At 66.0% G+C, this 21,598-nt stretch carries 18 protein-coding genes; 8 read left to right on the top strand and 10 right to left on the bottom strand.

The features are described 5' to 3' along the window. Positions 1-146: 146 nt before the first annotated feature. Both CRO01_RS04850 and CRO01_RS04845 read left to right on the top strand, forming a co-directional pair. On the top strand, positions 147-3,155 hold the full coding sequence (locus CRO01_RS04850; RefSeq protein ID WP_097007960.1) for an MMPL family transporter: 3,009 nt from the start codon (positions 147-149) through the stop codon (positions 3,153-3,155). Further along, complete coding sequence (locus tag CRO01_RS04845) at positions 3,148-3,906, top strand: TrmB family transcriptional regulator (protein WP_097007959.1); 759 nt, start codon at positions 3,148-3,150, stop codon at positions 3,904-3,906. The genes CRO01_RS04850 and CRO01_RS04845 overlap by 8 nt, the downstream gene beginning before the upstream one ends. A gap of 21 nt (positions 3,907-3,927) precedes the next feature. Here CRO01_RS04845 and CRO01_RS04840 read toward each other — a convergent pair whose 3' ends face one another. The 3 genes from CRO01_RS04840 to rqcH form a co-directional block, all read right to left on the bottom strand. Then, positions 3,928-4,995 (bottom strand): mRNA surveillance protein pelota, encoded by a 1,068-nt coding sequence (locus CRO01_RS04840; RefSeq protein ID WP_097007958.1) that lies wholly within the window; start codon positions 4,993-4,995, stop codon positions 3,928-3,930. 135 nt (positions 4,996-5,130) lie between these two features. Next, entirely contained in the window at positions 5,131-5,865 is a 735-nt protein-coding gene (locus CRO01_RS04835; protein ID WP_097007957.1) for a DUF4013 domain-containing protein, read from the bottom strand. Between the two features lie 2 nt (positions 5,866-5,867). Then, positions 5,868-8,012 (bottom strand): ribosome rescue protein RqcH, encoded by a 2,145-nt coding sequence (gene rqcH, locus CRO01_RS04830; RefSeq protein ID WP_097007956.1) that lies wholly within the window; start codon positions 8,010-8,012, stop codon positions 5,868-5,870. 94 nt (positions 8,013-8,106) lie between these two features. On the opposite strand from rqcH, the gene CRO01_RS04825 reads away from it, so the two are divergent. Beyond that, on the top strand, positions 8,107-9,024 hold the full coding sequence (locus CRO01_RS04825) for an AEC family transporter (protein ID WP_179747396.1): 918 nt from the start codon (positions 8,107-8,109) through the stop codon (positions 9,022-9,024). Between the two features lie 33 nt (positions 9,025-9,057). On the opposite strand, the gene CRO01_RS04820 is transcribed toward CRO01_RS04825, so the two are convergent. Both CRO01_RS04820 and CRO01_RS04815 read right to left on the bottom strand, forming a co-directional pair. Beyond that, positions 9,058-10,458: a S8 family peptidase gene (locus CRO01_RS04820; RefSeq protein ID WP_097007955.1), complete on the bottom strand. Its 1,401-nt coding sequence runs from the start codon at positions 10,456-10,458 to the stop codon at positions 9,058-9,060. Positions 10,459-10,749: 291 nt separating this feature from the next. Further along, complete coding sequence (locus CRO01_RS04815; protein ID WP_097007954.1) at positions 10,750-11,163, bottom strand: SHOCT domain-containing protein; 414 nt, start codon at positions 11,161-11,163, stop codon at positions 10,750-10,752. 316 nt (positions 11,164-11,479) lie between these two features. Between CRO01_RS04815 and CRO01_RS04810 the strand changes: the two genes are divergently transcribed. After that, the gene (locus CRO01_RS04810) at positions 11,480-13,663 is read left to right on the top strand and encodes an amino acid permease (RefSeq protein ID WP_097008343.1); all 2,184 of its coding nucleotides are present in this window, start codon (positions 11,480-11,482) and stop codon (positions 13,661-13,663) included. Positions 13,664-13,704: 41 nt separating this feature from the next. Then, positions 13,705-14,181, top strand: coding sequence for an Lrp/AsnC family transcriptional regulator (locus CRO01_RS04805; protein ID WP_097007953.1), 477 nt, complete (start codon positions 13,705-13,707; stop codon positions 14,179-14,181). A gap of 683 nt (positions 14,182-14,864) precedes the next feature. Here the strand turns inward: CRO01_RS04805 and CRO01_RS04795 are convergent. The 4 genes from CRO01_RS04795 to CRO01_RS04780 all read right to left on the bottom strand — a co-directional run bounded on the left by CRO01_RS04795 (position 14,865) and on the right by CRO01_RS04780 (position 19,535). After that, positions 14,865-16,523: a tRNA uridine(34) 5-carboxymethylaminomethyl modification radical SAM/GNAT enzyme Elp3 gene (locus CRO01_RS04795; RefSeq protein WP_097007951.1), complete on the bottom strand. Its 1,659-nt coding sequence runs from the start codon at positions 16,521-16,523 to the stop codon at positions 14,865-14,867. A 62-nt stretch (positions 16,524-16,585) separates the two neighbouring features. Further along, positions 16,586-16,852 carry a hypothetical protein gene (locus CRO01_RS04790; RefSeq protein ID WP_097007950.1) on the bottom strand — a complete coding sequence of 89 codons (267 nt, stop codon included), beginning with the start codon at positions 16,850-16,852 and terminating at the stop codon, positions 16,586-16,588. Between the two features lie 174 nt (positions 16,853-17,026). Continuing rightward, a complete protein-coding gene (locus tag CRO01_RS04785) occupies positions 17,027-19,150 on the bottom strand; it encodes an OB-fold nucleic acid binding domain-containing protein (RefSeq protein ID WP_097007949.1) in 2,124 nt (707 codons plus the stop codon). Positions 19,151-19,271: 121 nt separating this feature from the next. Continuing rightward, positions 19,272-19,535: a hypothetical protein gene (locus tag CRO01_RS04780; RefSeq protein ID WP_097007948.1), complete on the bottom strand. Its 264-nt coding sequence runs from the start codon at positions 19,533-19,535 to the stop codon at positions 19,272-19,274. 101 nt (positions 19,536-19,636) lie between these two features. Between CRO01_RS04780 and CRO01_RS04775 the strand changes: the two genes are divergently transcribed. The 3 genes from CRO01_RS04775 to CRO01_RS04765 all read left to right on the top strand — a co-directional run bounded on the left by CRO01_RS04775 (position 19,637) and on the right by CRO01_RS04765 (position 21,433). Further along, a complete protein-coding gene (locus CRO01_RS04775; protein ID WP_097007947.1) occupies positions 19,637-20,359 on the top strand; it encodes a metal-dependent hydrolase in 723 nt (240 codons plus the stop codon). Positions 20,360-20,449: 90 nt separating this feature from the next. Further along, complete coding sequence (locus CRO01_RS04770; RefSeq protein WP_097007946.1) at positions 20,450-20,827, top strand: OsmC family protein; 378 nt, start codon at positions 20,450-20,452, stop codon at positions 20,825-20,827. Between the two features lie 144 nt (positions 20,828-20,971). Then, the gene (locus CRO01_RS04765; RefSeq protein ID WP_097007945.1) at positions 20,972-21,433 is read left to right on the top strand and encodes a DUF5799 family protein; all 462 of its coding nucleotides are present in this window, start codon (positions 20,972-20,974) and stop codon (positions 21,431-21,433) included. Positions 21,434-21,449: 16 nt separating this feature from the next. Here CRO01_RS04765 and CRO01_RS16520 read toward each other — a convergent pair whose 3' ends face one another. Further along, a complete protein-coding gene (locus CRO01_RS16520) occupies positions 21,450-21,593 on the bottom strand; it encodes a DUF7557 family protein (RefSeq protein WP_179747395.1) in 144 nt (47 codons plus the stop codon). Positions 21,594-21,598 lie beyond the last annotated feature (5 nt).

Here is a 21,598-nt window from a genome sequence, read left to right as displayed (position 1 = left end):
TCGACGCCGATGTCGCGGTCGTCGCTCCGGTTGGCTGATACCGTCACACCTAAATCGAACGTACTGTTAGTAGCGCCATAACAACAGTGGTGTTGTATGCAGGATACTAACAGAATACCGTCGAACAGTCGTCCGGAGGGATCGCGGTGAGCCTCCCCGACCGCCTCGCGTCGATCGTGATGAGCCACTCGCGGATCGTCATCGCGGCGATGCTCGTGATGACGCTCGCGCTCGGCAGCGGCGCCGGCATGGTCGAACAGTCGTCGTCGTTCGACGCCTTCCAGAGCGACAACGACGCCGTCGAAGCACAGAACTACATCACTAACAACTTCGTTCCGCCCGGCGAGGAGAACGTCTCCCGAGTGCAAGTGATCGTCCGGAACGAGTCCGGTAACGTCCTCAGCAAGGAGTCGCTGGTGTCGTCGCTGGAGTACCAGCAGGCGCTGTTGGACAACGAGACGATCAACGCGACGCTCGATCAACAACAGCCCGCGCTCGGCGTCTCCAATCTCGTCGCCATCACGGCGATCAGCCAAGAGCGCGCCGCCGAACTGCAGGCGCGGGCCGGTGGACTGAGCGACGCGCTGAATCAGACGGCTGGCCTGCAACGACAGTACGCCCAGTTGAACGCCTCCTACCAGCAGGGCGAGATCAACGAGTCGACGTATCAGGCGCGGTCGGCCGAGATCGAGCAATCGCTGGTCGCGGTTCGCGCTGACGCCACCGCGGAGCTCTCAGCAGAGCAGGCGACGCAGTTCAACGCCTCCGCGAGTTCCGTGCGGAACCTGACCGCCCAGCAGATCGCTCTGCAGCGCCAGTACGAGCGCGATGCGATCAACGAGTCGACCTACCAGACTCGATCCGCCGAGTTGGATCAGCAACTTCAGCAAGCCTATCAGCGGGGTACTCGCGGCGTGTTCGCCGAGCAGTTCGCCGCGCTCCAGAGCCAAGAGAGCCAGCCCTCGCTCGACGCCCAACTCCAGCAGCTGGAGTCGATGAACGAGAGCGAGGTCGACGCCGTTCTCGTCGGAACCCTCGACCCCGATAGCGGGCAGGGAATGGCCTATCAACTGCTCTCGACGCAGTACGATCCGGACAACCCGACGACAGCGGACGCCCGGATGATGATTCTCCGGCAGGAGATCGCTACCGGGAACGTCCAGACCGGCTCTGCGAGCGACGTGCTCATCGAGAGCCAACTGGCAATGCAGGACGTTGCCGACGCTCAGATGGTCGAGGGCGATTACATCGTCTTCGGCTTCGGGCTGATCAGCGACGAGATCACCCGCTCGATGAACGACAGTCTGGCGATCGTCGGGCCGCTGGCGATGCTGTTTGTCCTGTTGGCCCTCATCGTCGCCTACCGCGACCTGCTCGACATCGCGCTCGGCTTCGTCGGCATCATCGCGGTGCTGCTCTGGACGTTCGGGTTCATGGGCTGGGCCGGGATCACGTTCAACATGATCTTCATCGCGGTGCCGGTCCTGTTGATCGGGCTGTCGGTGGACTACGCGATCCACGTGTTCATGCGCCACCGCGAACAGCGCCAGGATCGCAGCGCCGACGCGGGTGACGGCGTCCGCAGCGCGATGCGGGTTGCACTGGGCGGCGTCGGCGCCACGCTGGTGTGGGTGACGGCGACGACCGCCATCGGCTTCCTGTCGAACCTCGTCAGTCCCATGGGGCCGATCCGCGACTTCGGCATCGTCAGCTCCGTCGGCATCCTCTCGGCGCTGGTGATCTTCGGCGTCCTCGTGCCGGCGGTCAAGGTCGAACTCGACGAGTTCCTCGAAGCCCGCGGCTTCGACCGCAAGAAGCGCGCCTTCGGGACCGGCGGCGGTCGGCTGGGTGATCTCCTGTCGACCGGCGAGACGCTGGCCCGCAAGGCGCCAATGGTCGTCATCGCCATCGCGCTCGTCGTCAGCGTCGCCGGCGGCGCCGCCGCGACGCAGGTCGACACGAGCTTCCAGCAGGAGGACTTCATCGCCGGCGACCCGCCGGACTGGATGGACAGCCTCCCCGGACCGCTCGAGCCCGGCGAGTACAACGCCAAGGACCACATGGACTACGTCTACGACAACTTCGTCGTCGAGAACTCCCAAGGCGAGGTCCTCGTCAGGGGGAGCGTCTCCTCACCAGAGACGTTACACCGGATCGACGAGGCCCAAGCGGAGGCCGCCGAGATGGACACGGCGGTTATTCTCTCGAACGATCGGGCCGACGTTCAAAGCCCACTGACGGTGATGCAGTCTGCGGCCAGCTCGAACGAGACGTTCAACGCGACGCTCACCGCCGCCGACACAGACGGTGACGGCGTCCCCGAGCAGAACGTCGAGCAGGTGTACGACGCGCTCTACCGCACCGCGCCCACTCAGGCCGCACAGGTGGTTCACCGAACCGGCTCCGGGGAGTACGAGTACCAAGCGCTCCGGATGTCCATCTCAGTTAAGGGCGGTGCGAGCACCGGCGCGATCACGGAGGACGTCCGCGGCGTGGCTGCCACCATCGACGACGACGGCGCGAGCGAGACGCGCTCCGCGGTCGCAACCGGGACGCCGATCGTCAACGAGGTCGGCCAGAACGAACTGCTCGATACGGTGATCCAGAGCCTGCTGGTGACGCTGGTGACGGTCTTTGCCTTCTTGGCGATCGTCTACCGGTTCCAGTACGACAGCGCGACGCTTGGCATCGTGACGCTGTTGCCCGTCGCCCTGTCTGTCAGCTGGATCCTCGGGACGATGTACCTGCTCGGGATGTCCTTCAACGTCCTGACGGGGATGATCACCAGCCTGACGATCGGGATGGGCGTGGCCTACAGCATCCACCTCAGCGAGCGCTACAACATCGAACTCGACAGGCAGGACAACGCGTGGGAGGCGATGCGCGTCAGTCTCACCGGCACCGGCGGCGCGTTGCTTGGCAGCGCGGCGACGACCGTCGGCGGGTTCGGCGTGCTCGTGTTCTCGATCATGCCGCCGCTCCAGCAGTTCGGCATCATCACCGGGATGACGATTATCTACGCCTTCGTCGCCAGCGTCGTCGTCCTGCCGAGTCTGCTGGTCGTGTGGACGCGCTACTTCGGTCCCGCCGAGACGCTCGACGCGTCCGGCGAGGAAACGCCCGCTGCCGACGCTACGCCATCCGCCGATGAGTGAATCCGACGCCGTCGAATCGCTGGAACGCCTCGGGCTGACCAGCTACGAGGCCAAGGTGTTCATCGCGCTCCAGAAACTGGGCGCGGGCACCGCGCGGGACGTACACCGGATCACGGACGTGCCACGCTCGCAGGTCTACAGCGTCGCCGAAAACCTCGCCGACCGCGGCCTGATTGAGGTCCAGCAGTCCAGTCCGATCCAGTACCGCCCCGTCGGCATCGACGAGGCGCGCGAGACGCTGCGCTCCCGGTTCGAGCGCGAGCAAGAGCAGGCGTTCGACTACGTCGAGGACGTGCGCGACCAGCACGACGACGGCGCCGAGGAGCAGGAAGCGATCTGGACGCTGCGGGGCTCCGAGCGAGTCGAAGAGCGCGCGATCGAACTCATCCGCGAGGCCGACGAACGCGTCGTGTTCGGGTCGGGCGATCAATCGCTGATCAGCGACGAGATCGAGCGCACGCTCCGTGAACGCGTCGACGACGGACTGGTCGTGGCGGTCGTCAGCGAGAACCCCGACGTTCGAGCGTACTTCGAGTCGGTCGACGGCGTCCACGTCGCGGATCCGCCCGTCCACCACGGCGAGGAGTCGCCGGCCGGCCGGGTCGTGTTCGTCGACGGCGACACGCTTCTCTTGAGCGTGGTCGGCGACGACTCGGTACCCGGCGGCGACCGGGAGACGGCGATCTGGAGCGCTGAGTCGAACTTCGCGAGAATGCTGATCCAGATCGTCGAGGCGAACCTCGGCGTCTAGACGACGCTGCGGACTCTCTCTTTATTCCAGCCGATAGCGCAGCAACGCCGCGATCCCACCGAGATTCGAGAGCTGCTGGCCGGGGTCGAACTCGCCCGAAAAGACGGTCACGTCGCCGCCCTGTCGCTCGACTTTCGTGATGACTTCGTCCACGTCGATCTCCCACTCGCCGTCGGCGCCGCGTTCCTCGCGGAGTTTCTCGTCGAGGATCAGTAGCGTCTCGACGGCGCCGAAGTCGGCTGCCTCCGCGACGTTTTCGGGGCCGTAGGACGCCTTCGCGCCCGTGGCGATCCGGGCGGTCAGCTCGTCGATGTACTCGGCTTCCTCGGCGATGCGAGTCTCCTCTTGGACCTCGTCGATGGCGCCGCGTTTGAGGACCTCGTGGACGCCGCGGTCGCCGACACCGCTGGTGTCGACGGTCGAAATTTTCTTTGCGACCTCGGGGGTCTCTTCTTGGATGTAATCGAGCGCGTCCTGCTTGGTAAAGCCCGGCCCAGCCAGAATGATCGCGTCCACGTCCATCCGTGCCAGTGCGGTCGCCAGTTCGTCGAACAGCTCGTCCCGGCCGCGGCTGTACTCGCCCTTGCCGGTCGTCCCGGTGAACCGGGCGCGCTCCTCGGTGCCGTACTGGGCGACGGTGTGGATGTGGGCCTGTCCCTCCTCGACGGTGGCGACCGCAACGTCCGGATTCTCGGTCGCCTCGACGGCTTCCTGTAGGCGCTCGTCCTGATCGGGCTTGAACACCTTCTCGACCGTGAGTTCCTCGCGCTCTTCGACGTTGAGCGTGTGATGGAGCCCGAGCTGGTCCTCCCGCGAGCAGTCCTCGATGACGCCGCTGACGCGCAGGCGATTGGCGAACTTGTGAAACTCCACGTCCTCGACGTCGATGGTGACGTGCATCGGCTCGCGCTGGCCGCCGGTGTCGCGCATCTGGTCGTCGTTGCGCTGGATGCGCCGGGTCGTGTCGCCGGAGACGAGATCGCCCGGCTCCAGCACGTACTGGAGGTGCCAGAGGTCGTCGAGGCTCTCGGGGACGAGCGTCACCCGCTCGCGCTGGCCGTCGACGTGATGGCGGTCCTGTATTCGCATGGCCGTGGCTCCGTTCCCCTGTCGTAAGTGCGCTGTTATTCGGTCGGGGGCGGAAAATCGCCGGTGCGCTGTTCCGATGACTTCACAGCGGCGTCGGGACACCGCCGTGCAGTTGGCGTGGCGTCGAGACGCCGCTTACCGGCTGTCTCGGTGCAGTCCAAGCGAGCGACGATACCCCTCGGCGCCGACGCGGGCGGCCGCGAGGTGTGCGTAGAACGCGACCACGACCGCCAGCAGTCCGAGCAGGTTCTGGTTCACCGCGACCAGCATCGCCGCCCAGCCCGTCACTACGAGTATCGACGCCATCGCCCAGCCGACGAAGTACCGGGCGTCGGCCAGCGTCCGGCGGCGTCCTCGCGGATCGAGCGCAGCCCGGAGCGATTCGCCGCGGGCCGCCGCGCCGAACGCGGCGAGGTAGGCGTAGCAAAACAGCCCGACGAGCACCAGCGTCATCGTCCCGGCGGCGTAGATTCCGATCACCGCACCGGGAGGAACGCTCTCGCCGGACAGGGGCGATCCCATCGCGCCGACCAGCGTCACCAACACGATCGCAAGCGGGACGAGGAGATACACCAGCGAGACGACCAGCGCGCGCACGCCGTCTTTGAGTATCTCTGTCGGCGACCCGAAGGACGGCGGCGTCTCGTCGCCCTCGACCGTCGCGGCGAACGATCGCAGTAGGTAGCCAAGTAGTGCGATCGCCGGCACCGCCGCCAGCGCGACCGCGGGGATCCAGAAGACAAGCGGGTACAGAGCGACGGCGAAGCGAGCCAGCACCGCAACCGCCAACCCGAGAACGACCCCGACGGCGAACAGATCCATCGGCCGATCGGCCCGAAACGGGTACTTGAGACCCTCTTGCATCCGCATGGCTACTCCTCCGAGATCCTGCTGGTGCCCGGCGGGAGGAAGTGCTGGATGCGATCCGGGCTAGCGACCGACCGGACGAAGGAGGTGTCCGCGAAGCGCTCGCGGAACTCCCGGTAGATTCGCTTTGCCACGTCGCCCTGCGCGTACCGGCCCGGTTCGACCTGAATCAGCGTCTCGGCGTGCTCTTGCACCGCGCTCGGCGGGCCGCCGATCACGCGCGTCGAGGGCTCACAGGTGATCCCGACCGCGGCGCCGACGCCGACATCGCGGAAGTACTCGCGGTCGCCCCGGATCGCAAACCCGCCCTTTTCGAGGTACTCGCCGCTCTCGGGCGTCTTGGTCACCTGATCGTAGTCGACGGCGTACACGTCGCCGCTGTACTTGCCGTCCTTCCAGACCGAGGAGTTAGACACCGCAAACTGGGCGGCCTCCTGCTCGCTGGACTCGGGAATCTCAACGTCTCTGGCCGACTCGCTGGGGCCCGTGGCCTTCAGAATCGTCGCCGGGCCGCCGTGGGCTTGGGCGTGGAAAAAGCGGTCGCCCCGATCGAGATACTTCTTGACGAGCTCCTCGTTCTGGTCGGCGTTGCGCCCGCCGATCACGAGGAAGCCGTCGCTCGTGTGGAACCAGCGGAACCGCTCGTACCACTGTTCGGACTTGCGCACTGGGATCGACGGTTCGTCGAGCCAGTCGATCTCTTCTTGTTCGTCGTCTTCGTCGTCCTCACCGTCGCCACCGTCGTCGCCCGCCTCCTGTCGGGCCTCCCACTCCTCGCGGCGCTGTTTCACGTCTTCGAGCGCTTCGCGGGTGTCCTCGATGGCCGCTTTCGCGCCCTCCTTTTTGTCCTCGATGCGCTTGGCCTCGGTGTAGAGCCGGTCGGCGTTGTGCTCGACGCCCTCGCTCGCGTCGAGGGTCACGTCGGTGCCGTCGATCCGGATCGTCACCCGGCCGTTCTCGCCGTCGACTCGACGGACGGCCTCGGCGGCGTCGATCCCCTGCTCGGCGCCGGCCTCGAACGTCTCTTCGATCTCCTCCCACGGCACGTCGTTCTCGCGGGCCTCCCGGACCGTCGAGAGAATCTCGTCGGCCAGCCCGTAGTTGGCGTACAGCGATTCGGCCTTCTCGCGCTCGGCTTCGGCGTCCTGCTCGAACCCTTCGATCGCCTGCTCCTGTTGCTCGATGATGCGCTTTTGCTTCTCGATCTCGCCCTCGAAGTCGGGGCGGTCGGTGCCGCCGCCGGCGTCCTCGTCCTCGGTGAGATCGAGGTGGTGGAAGTAGTCGTCGGCGGCGTCGGTGAACGTGTCGAACGCCTCGGCGGGCAGGTGCTCGTACTCCTCTAAGGGGAGCGGCGTCACGTCGACGCGGGTCGCGTTCTCGATGCCGTCGCCCTCCTCGTCGGGCTCGTAGTACACCCGCGAATCGAGCGCGCCGGTCCGGAGGCTCACCGCCAACTCTTCGGCGGCGTCGTACAGCGGCTCGTACTGCTCGTCGCCGGCCTCGTCGATGTCCAGCGTCTTCTCGACGCCGGCGCGGGAACACAGCTCCTCGGCGTACAGGCCGCCGAAGTTGAGCTGCGTCGCAAGCGTCCGAACCACGTCCGAGTCGGATTCGTCCATCAGCGCCGCAAACGCCTCGTAGGACATCTCTAAGGGATTGATCCGGGATTCGGGGAACTCGTACTGGGCACCCGGTGCGACGGTCCGTGACTTGAGTCGAACCGTGTCGAGACAGTCGATCACTTCTCGGTTCGGGTCCAGCACGGCGAGGTTGCCGGGGCCGAACAGCTCTGCGACGATCGAGGTGTTCTCGTCGTCGCGCTCGAACTTGAACTCCAGAATCCGGTCGAACTCGAACTGCTCGACGCCGACGAAGTCAGCACCGGACAGCCGATTCCGAAGCATCATGGCGAAGTTCGGCGGGCGCCCCGGCGCGTCGGGGACGTGCTCGGGCGCGGCGGCGTGGGCGCGCTTGACATCGCCGACTTCGACGAGGAGTTCGACCCGGCCGCGGTCGAAGTCCCGGAGCTTCAGCCGCAGAAAGTCGTCGCCGTAGAGGTAGGCTTTGTCGACCTTCGCGCCCTCGTAGCTCCCCAACTCCGCGGCGAGGGCGGCTAGGTCGACGCTGGTCATCTCCTGCTTGCGGTCCATACTGGAGTGGTCCGACGCGCGGGGGAAAGGCGTGTCGCTCCGAGAGCGCGTGCGATTCCAAAGAGCCATTAGCGCCCTCGCGTTTCCTGTAGCCGTGTCGCTCGTCTCGAATCTCGCGTTCATGCTGGCGCTGCTGGGCGCCGGCGTCGCCGGGCGGTCGCTCGGCGTCCTCACACCCGATCGCAGGGACGCGCTGAACGCGCTGGCGTTTTACGTCGCGCTCCCGGCGCTCGTCTTCACGTCGACGTACGACCAGCCGTTGAGCACGGTCGTCACGCCGTCGTTGCTGGCCGGGCTGTGGGTTGTGTTGCTGGTGATGGCGGGCGTGGGCTGGATCGTCCATCGGTCGGCGCGCTCGAACCGGGCCCGGAGCGTCGCCATCGTCCAGTCGTACCACGGCAACCTCGGCTTCTTCGGGTTGCCGATCGTTGCGGCGACGTTCGGGGAGGTCACGACGGCCAAGGCGAGCATCATCCTCGGGATGGGCGCGCTCACGCAGATCCCCCTGACGATCCTGATACTGGTCTCGCTCAACGACCGCGATGCCTCGATCGTCGACGAACTGGCGGAGTTCGTGCGCAATCCGGTGATCATTTCGCTCGTGGCCGGGTTGTCGGTCTCGCTGGTCGGCGTTCCGATTCCCGACGCCGCGACGGCCGGACTCGGCGTCCTCTCGCAGTTCGCGCTGCCGATCGCGCTGCTGTGTGTCGGCGGCGCGCTCTCGTTCGATACCGCGGACGTTGACTTCTCGACGGTCGGCTCGGTCGTCGCGCTGAAGGTGTTTCTGATGCCGGCGCTCGCGCTCGTCGTCTTCTCGACGCTCGCGTCCTCGCCGTCGACGGTCAACGCCGGCGTCGTGATGCTGGCGATGCCGACGGCCGTCTCGACGTACGTGTACGCGACGGAGTACGGCGGCGACGAGCAACTCGCGTCGATCGACGTGTTCGCCACGACGGTCGTCTCGCTCGGCACGGTGTTCGTCCTGCTCGGGTTCGTGATCGGGCCAGTCTGAGATTCCCGAAGGACCCCTTCGACAGCGGCCGGATCAGCGCCCGTCGGACACTCGCTCGACGGTGTTGAGCGCGTCGACACGGCCGGCGCCCAGATCCGGGCTGGAGCGGCCGTTCGAGCCGACGGCGCCGTGGGCGATCGCCTGCTCGACGCGGTTCGCACTCAGGTCCGGGTCGATCGACCGCACGAGTCCGGCAATCCCCGCGACTTGGGGCGCCGCCATCGAAGTGCCGATGAAGTAGGCGTGGGTCTGTCCGCCGTAGTACTCCGGCGGCACGGTCGACAGCACGAAGTTCGTCGGGTAGGGCCACTCGGTCTCTCCCGACAGCGACTTCTCGGTCGTCTCGTAGGCCCCTCCGGGCGCCCCGACATCGATTTCGCCGGTTCCGTAGTTCGAGTAGAACGACAACTCTCCGTTCGGCCCGGTCGCGCTGACGCTCATCGCGCCCGGTACGCTGTTGGGCAGCGAGTACTGGCCGCCGTGCTGGAGGTCGGTCTCGGCGTTGCCGGCGCTCGCGACGACGAGCGTCCCCCGGCGGGTCGCCGACTGGATCACGCGCTGGTAGGCGACGTGCATCCCCTCTGAACGCGACTTCGGCGGCAGCGGGGGCGTCCCGAGGCTCATGTTGGCCGCGTCGGCGCCCATGCGGGCCGCGAAGTCGATGGCCAGCAGGATGTCGGCGGTCGTCGTCGTGAGCGACGAGACCAGCTCGCCGTCCTCGTTCTCGACCTCGTCGTAGTAGAACACCCGCAGGGAGACCAGCGACGCGTCGGGCGCGGTCCCCACGATTCCGGCGTCGTTGCGCGGCGCCGCGGCGATGCCGCCGACGTGACTGCCGTGGCCGTACACGTCGTCGGCCAGCGGCGCCTCGATCGTCGTCGTCCCCTTCCGCTCGTCGTTCCGGTCGACGGGAACCTCGATCTCTCCCGACCCGTCGCGGATCTCGCCCGCCCGGAACAGCCGACTCCGATCGGCGTCGAGGTTCGGCGTCAGATCCGGGTGGTCGTGGTCGACGCCCGTGTCGAGGATCGCGAGCGTCGCGCCCTCGCCGGTCGTGATGTCGTGGGCCGCCCCCGCGCGGGTCACCTGCTTGTCCCACTGGAGGTCGTACAAGGCTTCGTCCTCGGTGTCTGGCGCCGTCTCAAGCACTGGTTCCTCGAACGCGAGCCTGAGATCGCGCGCGACGGTGCGCACGCCGCCAACGGACTTGAGCGCCGAGCCCTCGTCGGCCGGCCCTTCGACGATCAGCACCGACCCGTCGGCGAGTCGGTGCCGGACCGCAAACCCGACTCGTTCGATTCGCTTCTCGGCGCCGCCGCCCGCCGTGACGACGTAACGCGCGTCGCCGCTCCCCGCGCTCGCCGTCCCGACGACGCTCGCGATCAGTCCCGCCGATCCGATGCCCTTCAGTACCGTCCGTCTGTAGTGTGTCATCTTCGTCTCACCTCGCGGACGTGTGCAACTGCAGGATTCAAATAAATAAATATTATAGTTGATGGAACGAACAAGAACAAAGTTACTTGGTAACGTATCTCAAAGTAAACGTCACCCGAACGTCGAGTACGAAAGTGGACCGCATTCCGTCGGTTTTCACTCACGTCGGTGATCCCTCCGGTCGCCGGTGTTGCTACTGGAGGCCGCCGAAGTCGCACCGTTCTCGGGCGATGACGATCAGCAGCTCGGTCGCTCGCTACGACACCGACGGTCTCGTGTTGGCGGTCCGACTCAGCGCTCGAACTCCGGTTCCCGTTCGGCGCGACGCCGATCCTCGACGTCTTCGATCGTCTCGGTTTCCAGCAGCCGTTCGAGTTTGCGCTCGAACTGCTCGTCGGTCAGTTCACCCCGGGCGTATCGCTCCCGGAGCGTCTCCAACGGATCGCTCTCGGCGTCGCTCTCAGTTGCGGATTCGTCCTTGCTCCGGCCCGTCCAGTGGGACCACTCCTCGTCGTCGTACTCGTCTTCGTCGTCGCCGAAGATCGTCTGGACGAGGGGAATTACGGCCGCATAGCCGACGATCAGCACGCCGAGCCACCAGTTCTGGTCAGTCAGAAGCAGTCCGGAGAGCCAGAGTCCGGTGATCAGGATCGACGTTATCTCCACGGCGTTATTTCGAAGTCGCTCGCCCGCCGTCTCGCTCATGGGTGCGCATGGGACGGCATCCGTTAAATTCGCGCCGGTCCGGTGCGGCACCAACAGTTCTCGGGCAAGAACGCCGACCGCGGTAACCGTGTGAAAACGAAACGTCAGAATATCCCGTGAATAATAACGATACGTGAATTAAAACGATCCGCTTTTACGATCCCGTCTCGAACCGTGTAGTAATGACCGGAACCGAGAACTTCTATTGGCGAACCGATTCGCGGCGTCACGCCGCCGCGCGGCCGGCCCGATCCGTTGATTTGCTCGAACGTCCCTCGATCACGACCCCGTCAACGACGGCAGGAGGTGGGTGAGCGTGCCGAAGAAACTCGAACAGGACCTCGGGCTTCCGTCGGTGCTCGCGATCAGCATCGGTGCGATGATCGGTAGCGGGATCTTCATTCTACCCGCGCTGGCCGTCAAAACGGCGGGCTCGGGCGTCGTGATCGCGTACGTTCTCGCGGGGCTGCTCGTCGTCCCGGCAGCGCTCTCGAAGTCCGAAATGGCGACGGCGATGCCCCAAGCCGGCGGCACCTACATCTACATCGAGCGCGGGATGGGGCCGTTGCTGGGCACCGTCGCCGGCATCGGAACGTGGTTCGCGCTGTCGTTCAAGGGCGGGCTGGCACTGGTCGGCGGCGTCCCCTACCTGCTGTGGGCGTTCGACGTTCCGAACATCGTGACGACGGCCGTCGCACTCGGACTGGCGACGGTGCTGGTGCTGGTAAACCTGATCGGAGCCAAACAGACCGGGCGCCTCCAGATCGCTATCGTCGGCGTCATGCTCGCCGTGCTCTCGTGGTTCGTCGTGGGCGGCGTCCCCGCCGTCGACGGCGGCGCGTTCTCGACGGCCTTCGACAGCGGCGCCGGCGGCATCTTCGCCGCGACCGGGCTGGTCTTCGTCTCTTACGCGGGCGTCACCAAGGTGACAAGCGTCGCCGAGGAGATCGAAAATCCCGAGCGCAACATCCCGCTGGGCATCCTCGGCTCGCTCGCCTTCACGACGCTTCTGTACGCGCTGATCGTCGTCGTCATGCTCGGCGTCGCCGATCTGGACGCCATCGCCGGCTCGGCGACGCCGATGATCGTCGCAGCCCGCGAGACGCTCGGGACCGCGGGCGTCGCCGGCGTCGTGATCGCCGCGATTCTCGCGCTGGTGAGCACCGCCAACGCAGGCCTGCTGTCTTCGTCGCGGTACCCGTTCGCCATGAGCCGGGACGATCTGGCGCCGCCGTCGCTGGCGGAGATCAGCGACCGCTTTGGCACGCCCAGCCGGTCGATCCTGCTGACCGGCGCCGTGTTGCTCGTGTTGATCGCCTTTGTTCCCATCCTAGAGATCGCAAAGCTCGCCAGCGCCTTCCAGATCCTCGTGTTCGTGCTGGTCAACCTCGCGGTGATCTCGTTTCGCCGCAGCGGCGTCGACTACGAGCCGACGTTCCGGTCGCCGCTGTACCCGTGGATGCAGCTGTTCGGCGTCGTGACCGGCCTCGCCTTGCTCACTCAGATGGGCCTCGTGGCGATCGTCGGCGCCGTCGTCATCACGCTCGGCGGCGTCGCGTGGTTCTACTACTACGGCCGCCCCCGCGTCGATCGCGAGGGTGCCGCTGCCGACGCCGTCCGTCGGGAAGTCGGCCGCAAAGCGGTCGACCGCACCCGCGACGCCGTCGCCCAGACCGACGACTACGAGGCGTTGGTGGCCATCCCGGAGGGCTCCAACCGACGAACGGAAGCCGGGCTGTTGTCCGTGGCAGCCGATCTGGCACGGCCTCACGACGGGCACGTCTCGGTCGTCCAGTTCGACGAGGTCGCCGATCAGGTCCCGCTGGCCGCCGCGACCGAGAAGTCACCGACCGATATCGAGTTCGAGGACCGAACCGACGAACTCGCCGCCGACGGCGACGTTCCGGTTCGAGCGAGTGAGATCGTGAGCCACGACACGTGCCGCGCGCTGGCCAACTACGTCGGCGAGACGGCACCGGACGTGCTCGTGCTCGAACGCGAACCCGACGGGCTCCAGTCCCGACTGTTCGGCAGCGATGTCGAGTGGATCCTCGAACACACCGACTGCGACGCCGTGCTGGTCGAGGACCGAAACGTCGATGCGATCGACGGCGTCACCGTCGTCACCGACGACGGCCCATACGATCCCTCGAAGATCGCGGTCGCGGACGCCATCGCCTCGGCTCACGACGCCGCTATCACGCTGGAGTTCCCGCTCGACGCCGGCACTGACGACCGACGGGCCACGATCGAACGCTACCACGACGAGGTCGCCGACCTCGTCTCCGTGCCGGTCTCGACGAACGTCGTCGCGCCCGGCGAACCGACGGCGTTCGAGGGCGACGAGACGGACCTACTGATCGTAGGGTCGGGACCGGACGACGACGGCCTCGCCGACGGACTCGTCGACGGCGTCGACTCCTCTGCGCTCGTCGTGCGGCCGCGCTCCGACGAGGTCCCGGGACGGCTTGGACGGGCGATCCAGCGGCGCCTGTTCTGAAGATCACAACTTCTTAGGCGTCCGGACTCGCCGGAACTGGTATGCAGACGCGCGATCTGGACGAGCTGGACAAGTACGTCATCTACCGACTCCAAGGCGACGCCCGGACGACCTCGGCGGCCGAAATCGCCGAGGACTACGGCGTCTCGCCGAGCACGGTCCGCAACCGGATCAGCCAGCTCGTCGAAGACGAGGTGATCGAGGGCGCCCACCTCGACGTCAACTACGAACTCGTCGGCTACCCCCTCTACACGCTGATCTTCTGTACGGCGCCGATCCCCGATCGCGAACAGCTCGCCGAGGAGGCCCTAGAGGTCCCCGGCGTCGTCTCGGTGCGCGAACTGATGACCGGCGAGGAGAACCTCCACGTCGTCGCCGTCGGCCGCGACAGCGACGACCTCAACCGAATCAGCCGCGAGCTCTCGGGGCTCGGCCTCGAAATCGCAGAGGAAGAACTCGTCCACAGCGAGCACACCCGCCCCTACGACGACTTCGAGGCGGACTGTAGCGGCGAGTAATCGTTCGACGCGGAGAGCGCCGACTACCGGAGGTGTTTTATAGCGATAGAAGAGAGGCTCGGGTAGACGGCACGGTCGGGGCCGCCTTTCAACTCGCGTGGTTTCCACGTGGGTCTCGGCTGCCGACCTACCCCGTCTCTTGAACGACTGTGAGCCGCTGCTCGACCGTGTCCATCGCCGGGTTCTTGAGACGGGTCTCGAACGTAGATCTATGAGCAGCCACGGAGCTGCGGTGGTCGGCTGCGTCGCGATCGTTTTCCTCCTGTCGCTGGGCGCGCTCCCGCCGCTGATACCGAGATTCGGCGCCATCACGAGCCGGATGCACGCGCTGATCAGAGTGCGAGAAGATATCGAAGCACGGTACGCGGACTGCGGAGAACGCAGCCGAACGGCCCTCAGATGCGCTTGCTATCGACGACCTTTTTCCGGTTCGGGTGGCGTCGCTGCGCTCAGCCACCACCCACCGCAAAAATCTCGGCCAAAAAAGCGCGGCCTCGCCCCGCTCGGCCGCGTGAACCGCTCACTTCGTTCGCGGATGCTCAGATGCGCTTGCTATCGACGACCTTTTTCCGGTTCGGGTGGCGTCGCTGCGCTCAGCCACCACCCACCGCAAAAATCTCGGCCAAAAAAGCGCGGCCTCGCCCCGCTCGGCCGCGTGAACCGCTCACTTCGTTCGCGGATGCTCAGATGCGCTTGCTGACGTAGGGGCCGTCCTGATGATAGCCGAGCTTTTGCTTGTAGTACTCGCGGGCGCCGATGCCCGAGATGACGCTGACCTTGTCGAAGCCGGCGTCGGCGGCCATGTCCTCGGCGCGGTCCATCAGGCGCCGCCCGTAGCCCTTGTGCTGGTGCTGCCCGAGTTCGGCGTCCTGCCCGATCGCGGCCTCGCTGCCGTAGACGTGCAGTTCGCGCACGAGCGCGGCGTTGTCGAGTTCGCGGCGGACGGGATCGTTCGGGAACCGGAGCCGACAGAAGCCGACGAGCAGGTCCTTCTCGAAGTCCTCGAAGCTGATGAAGTGTTCCGTTCCGCCGCCGGCCTCGTAGGTCATCACGTCGAGTTCGACGTTTTCGGGCTCCTCGTCGTTCATCCCGGCCTCTCGACAGCGGATACACTCGCACTCCCAACCGTGCTCGTCCATGCGCTTGCGGGCGAGCTGGCGGAGGTTCGACTTCCAGACGCCGGCGTCGATGAAGTCCGCGGGGATGTCGCGCTGGACGCGCTGCAGGCGAGTGTACCGGGGAATCTCCTTTTTGATGCGGGCGACGAGTTCGGCGGCCTCCTCGTTGGTGAGGGGCTCGTACTCGTCGTTGTACCACATGTCGTAGGTCATCGTCCCCCGGACGATCAGCGTCGGGTAGATCTTGAGGTAGTCCGGCTTGTACTTTTCGTCCTCGAAGATGCGTCGGAAGTCCTCCAGACACATCTCGCGGGACATGCCGGGCTGGCCGGGCATCATATGGAAGCCGACCTTGAACGCGGCGTCGCGCAGCCGGCGGTTGGCGTCGATCGACGCCTGCACGCCGTGTCCCCGATGCATCTCGCGGTTGATCCGCTCGTAGGTCGTCTGGACGCCGACCTCGACCTTCGTACCGCCCAGATCGAGCATCCGGTCGATCTGCTCGGGGTCACACCAGTCCGGTTTCGTCTCGAAGGTCGTTCCGATATTGCGGATCTGGCCCGTCTCGTTCTCGGCGATCACGTCTTCGAGGTAGGAAAACTCGTACTCCTCGGGGTCCTGCGCGAAGCTCTCTCCCTCGGCCGGCTCGGGCTCTGCATCGAGGTCGTAGTCGTTCATCGCCTCTAGCGCGCGCTTGACGAACCACTCCTGATAGTCGTGGCTCCGGGCGGTCATCGTCCCGCCCATCAGGATTAGCTCGACCTTGTCGACGGGATGGCCGATCTCGCGGAGCTGTTCGAGCCGCAAGGTGACCTGTCCGTAGGGATCGTAGTCGTTTTGCTCGCCCCGGGCCGCGGCGGGCTCGTGGCCGGTGTAGCTCTGGGAACTCGAAAAGTCCGATGCCGGCCCGCCCGGACAGTACAGACACTTCCCGTGCGGGCAGGTGTGGGGACTGGTCATGATCGCAACCGGCGAGACGCCCGACGCGGTTCTGACGGGCTTGCGCTGGAGCACTTCCTCCAACTCCTCGCGGCGTTCCTCGGGGGCGTAGTCCAACAGCTCGGTGTTCTTCGGGACTTTCGGCGCGGAGAACTCCGAGCAGACGTCGAGCTTCGCCGATTCGAGGTCGTCGCGCTCGATCTCGCCGGCGAGGATGCGGTCGATCAGCTCCTCGCAGACCCGCTCGAACGCGTCGGTCTCGGTGACGTCCGGCTCGGTACTCATTACGCTGTATGAAGCGGGTTCGGCCGAATAAGAATGTCGACTGGCGACCGACGAGCTGCGGACTACTCTTCGTCGTCTTCGGCGTCGGCCTGCTCCTCGTCGCCGTCTTCATCGTGCTTCTCGTCTTCGGCGCCGGCTTCCTCGCCGTCGTCGTGCTCCTCGTCGTCCTCACTGCCTTCGACCTCGATTTCGGCTTCGACTTCGATCTCGACGCCGTCGGACTCCAGTTCGGCTTCGAGTTCTTTGGCGTCGCCGACCTCGATTTCGAGCTCGTCGGTGTCTACTTCGACCTCTACCTCGACGTCGACGCGGACGTTTTCGGGCTCCATACGCCGTCGTAGACCGTCCGGTCATATAGTCTTGTTCGCGCAAAGATAGGATTCGGAACGACGCCGTCGACCAGTTTGGTGCCGATGTTGGCGAGCATCGACATCGACAGGGAAACAACAGCTCTGACGAGCACCGCGGCTATCGCGTCGTGAACGGTGAAAGAGAACGGCGCCTTACAGTTCGCTTGCGATCGAGGCGACGACGGCTTCGAGCACGGCGTCGCGCTGGCCCGCGAGGAACTCGACGTGGCCGTCGCGGCCGCCGACGACCGAGACGCCGGCTTCGTCGGCGCGCTCTGCGGCCGCGTCGCCGATGTCGCGCACGTCGACCGATTCGGTGGATCGGACGTGGATCTCGTCCTCGTCGACGCCAAGCGTCACCAGCGGCGCGCCCTGCTCGTCGCGCTGGTGGCGGTGCAACGCGTCGACCAGCAGCGTCGTGTTCGGGAAGTCAAACCGGTGCGTGAAGGCGTCGGTGTCGAGCACCGTGAACGTCACGCCGTTTGCCTCCCGAATCGTGAGGTTGCGCTCTGCGGTCTCGATCTCTCCGTCGAGTTTCGTCCGGAACTGGCCGCTGACGTGGCCCGCCAGTCCTTCGGCCTTCTCGAACAGCAAGTCGGCGATCAGTTCGCGCTTGTCCTTGTACGTCTGGTAGTACGCTTCCAGCGCGATGGCCTCGCGGATCTCGCGGACGGGATCGGCTGCGTAGCCGGCCTCGGCTGCGAGCGCGGCGTACGCGTCCGGCACCTCCTCCCAGTAGCCCACGGCGGGGACGTGGTACATCTCCTCACGCACGTCCTCGTTGACCGCCGCGGCGACGTTGGCCGCCAGCGCGGGCGTCGTCACGTCGTCGCTGCCGGGGTTGGCGAACGTGTCGACCGCGTCGGCGGCGGCGTCGTCGGGCGCGTGGGCGTCGACGACGACCGTTTCGACGTCGTAGACGTCCAGCAGGTCGTAGCCGTCCTCGGACTCGACCGTACTTCCGGCGTCGACCAGCACCACGAGCGGGAGCTGGTCGCCGTGGCGCTCGCGGTCTTCGAGCATGTCCGTCACGTCGCTGGTCGCGGCGTCCATGTCGTAGATGTGGCCCTCGATCGGGCGGCGCTGGAAGTAGTTGTAGACGGCGTCCTGTCGGGAGTGCTCCTCGCGGATCAGCGGGAGCGCGGCGCGCTCGATCGCGGCGCCGCCGGCGTAGCCGTCCGCGGTCGCGCTGTGGCGGACCACGATCGGCCGCGCTTCGAGGATCGCACGCCGGATCGCCGTCGCCGCGGCTTCGAGGTCGCCCTCGATCGCGGCCACGTCGTCGTGACCGGCGAGCAGTTCCATCGCCTCGGGGGCGGCGGCGTCGTCGAGCGCCGACTGGAGTCGGTCCTCGACCGCGGCGGCCTCCTCGCCCTCCAGCCGAAGGAGCGTCTCGGTCTCGACCTGTAGTTCGTCGCGGCGCCGTTCGACCTCGCCGTCCAGACGGACGGCGTCGTCGATCTCGATGTCGGGGTACGCGCGGACGCCGGCCTCCTCGAAGGCGGCGCACTCGATCACGCCCGTCTCGTCGCGCAGTTCGAAGATCGTCGGACCGCTCGTCTGGCGGACGCCGACGACTTCGCCTTCGATTCGAACGTCCTCGCCGACCAGTTCGCCGAGGGACTCGATGGCGGTGCGGTCGATGCCCGCTTCGACATCGTCGCTGTCGGCGGTCGGTTGGTCGTCTTCGGCGGCCGACTGCTCGTCTTCGGCGGCCGACTGCTCGTCTTCGGTGGCCGACTGCTCGGCCTCGGAGGTCGGCTGCTCGTCTTCGGCGTCGGACGCCGCGGCGTCGGCGTCGCTCTCGGAGTCGCTCGCGTCGTCCGTGTCGACCGTCGCAACGTGACCGCCGTTAGGCGTCGCGTCGGCCGAGTTCGCGTTTCCCGCGCTCGACTCCTCGTCGGCGTGGATGTCGCCCTCGGGCGTGTCGACGAGCGTGCCACGGAACTCGTCGGCGGACTGGCGGATCGACCAGCCGAGGTCGATATCGCCGTTGTCGCGGACCGATTTCACTTTCACGTACACTTCGTCGCCCGAGTCCCAATCGAGGCTGTCGAGCCGGCGATCCAGTTCGCTGCGATGCAGCAGGCCGGTGACGGCGTCGCCGATGTCGACGAACACGCCGAAATCGGCGAAGCCGTCGACCGAGCCTCGGTAGTAGCGGTTTGCGGTCAGCTGCTCTGGCGAGTCACCCTCGAACTCGAAGGCGACGTCTTCTTGATGAGTACTGCAGACTAGCCCGTCGACGGGCGCGCCACAGATGATACAATTACCCATTTGATCGGTCTGAATGGCCCCGGCCTAAAACTGTTGTCGAAACGAACTCGCGGCGCCGCGGCGTCCTCGCGCGGCGGACTGTGTCTGCTCCGAGACACATCGCCGCTCTGACTCCGGACTCTTACTCGAAGACGGGGCTGTCTGCCTCCAGTGCCTCGATATCTGACGCGATCGCACGAACGTCCTCGGGAAACAGCGCGACTTGCACCTCGTTGCCCTCGTCGTCCTCGAACACGAACTTGACGCGCTTATCGCCGAACTCGCGGGCTTCGGCCGATTCCACGTCGTACAGCTTCGCAGTGCCCGATTTGTTCGTCGGACCGACGTTCTTGAGCGATCCCTCCTGCAGTTCGACCATGAACTCGTCGAGTTGTAGTGTGAGCATGTGCGACCGTTCGACGCGCCGGTACAATACCCGACCGAAGGGAGTCCGAATTTCCGGTCCGAGTACCCTTAAGTGGCTGTCGCCGGAACTTTTGCGTGACTATGGAACTCACTTGGCACGGCCACTCGACGTGGTACGTTTCGGTCGGCGACACGGACCTGCTGATCGATCCCTTCTTCGACAATCCGATCACGTCCACGGATCCGGCCGACCTCGATCCGGATTACGTCCTCCTGACCCACGGCCACGCGGACCACATCGGAAGTCTCGACGCGTTCACCGACGTGCCGGTCGCCGCGACGCCCGAGCTGGCCACCTACGCCGACGAGGAGTACGATGTCGAGGAGACGATCGGGTTCAACATCGGCGGGACGATCGAACTCGGCGACGCCTTCGTTACGATGCATCGGGCCGACCACACCAACGGCTTCGAGACGGATTATGAGTATTCCGCCGGTCCGCCGACGGGCTACGTCATCAGCGACACGAAGCCGACGCAGGTCGACGACGAGGAGTCGACGACGTTCTACCACGCCGGCGACACCGGCCTGATGACCGAGATGCGCGACGTGATCGCGCCCTATCTCGAACCCGACGCCGCCGCGGTCCCCTGTGGCGACCACTTCACGATGGGGCCGTGGCAGGCCGCCGTCGCGGTCGACTGGCTCGATGTCGACCACGCGTTCCCGATGCACTACGACACGTTCGGCCCAATCGAGATCGAAGTCGAGGACTTCGTCAACGAGGTGGCCGGTACCGGCAGCGACGCCGAAGTACACGTGCTCGACGGCGACGAGACGTTCGATCTCTCGGCCGGCTACTGAGCGCTGCCTCGCTTCGCCGCCCGCTCCTTTTTTGTCTCGCCTGCCGCTGGACCAATGCTTACGTCGCTCGCGGTGGACGTACGACCCGCTATGGCGAAAGAAGTCCACTCCACGTCGACCGAGGGGTACTCCACGACGAACCAGATCCGCGACTTCGAGACGACGATCGACGCTACCGGCGAGGACGCTCCGGACACGCTGGAGGCGCTGCTCGCGGCCTACGCGTCCTGTTATGTCCCCGCGCTGCGCGTCGCCGCCGAGCAGCGTGACGTGGGCGACCTCGGCGAGATATCGATCGACGCGACGGGCGAACTCAACGACGACGACAAGCTGGAGTCGATCGCGTTCGAGATCGAGACGGACGCAGACGTCGGCGACAAGGGCGAGCAGGTGATCGAGCGGGCCAACGAACTCTGCAAGGTCCACGACGCCGTCAAGGACAGCCTGCACGCCGAGATGAATCTGTAGCGCACACAACATACCCCTTTTTGCTGCGTAGATCGCTCGGCGCAGCGACGCGGCCGGGGGGCGACACCGTGTTCACGCGAGCAACTTCGTCGGTCACGACTGCTAGCACAATCCTGATACGGTGTCTCCCCGTACGTACCGCGCATGAGCAACAACTGGACCGATCGGTTCGTCGGCGACAGGATGTCCGTCGATCAGGAGTTCAACCAGCGCGTCGATCAGTCCGAATTTTCGAGTCAGGAGTGGGGGATGATCATGACCGCGGTCGAGCTGGAGATCGAGAATCCCGACGATCCCGAGACCGCGCAACTCGTCGCCGACACCGACAAGATCCCGCAGGTGATGCCGGCGCTCGACGACGTCCGCGACCAGATGGGCGGGATGGGCGGTGCGCCCTCCGGCGGGTCCTCCGGTGGCTCCGGCGGTGACGGCATCGTCGGATCGATCAAGAACCTGCTCGTCGGCAGCGGCGGCGGGGGCGGTGACGAGCGAGAGCAGGCTGCGGCCGAACTCGCCCAAGAGTACGCCGAGCAGTTTCAGGAGCGACTGGAGTCACAGGGCAAGTGGACACGGGCCTGCAACGCAGCCGCCGAAAGTCAGAACTGACGACCCGATCGTCTGACTAGCCTTCCGAGGTAAACAGCGTCAGCTCCTCGGCTTCGTAGATGTTGACCAGCTCGGTGACGAGCTCGTCGTACGATTCGTCCTCGGTCCGCAGCGCGTCCAGCCGTGCGATCGTCTCCTCGTCGAGGTGGACTGTCGGCATACGCC

The organism is Natronoarchaeum philippinense (assembly GCF_900215575.1).
In the GTDB taxonomy this organism is placed as follows: Archaea; Halobacteriota; Halobacteria; order Halobacteriales; family Natronoarchaeaceae; genus Natronoarchaeum; species Natronoarchaeum philippinense.
This window is presented reverse-complemented; position numbering and strand designations above follow the sequence as displayed.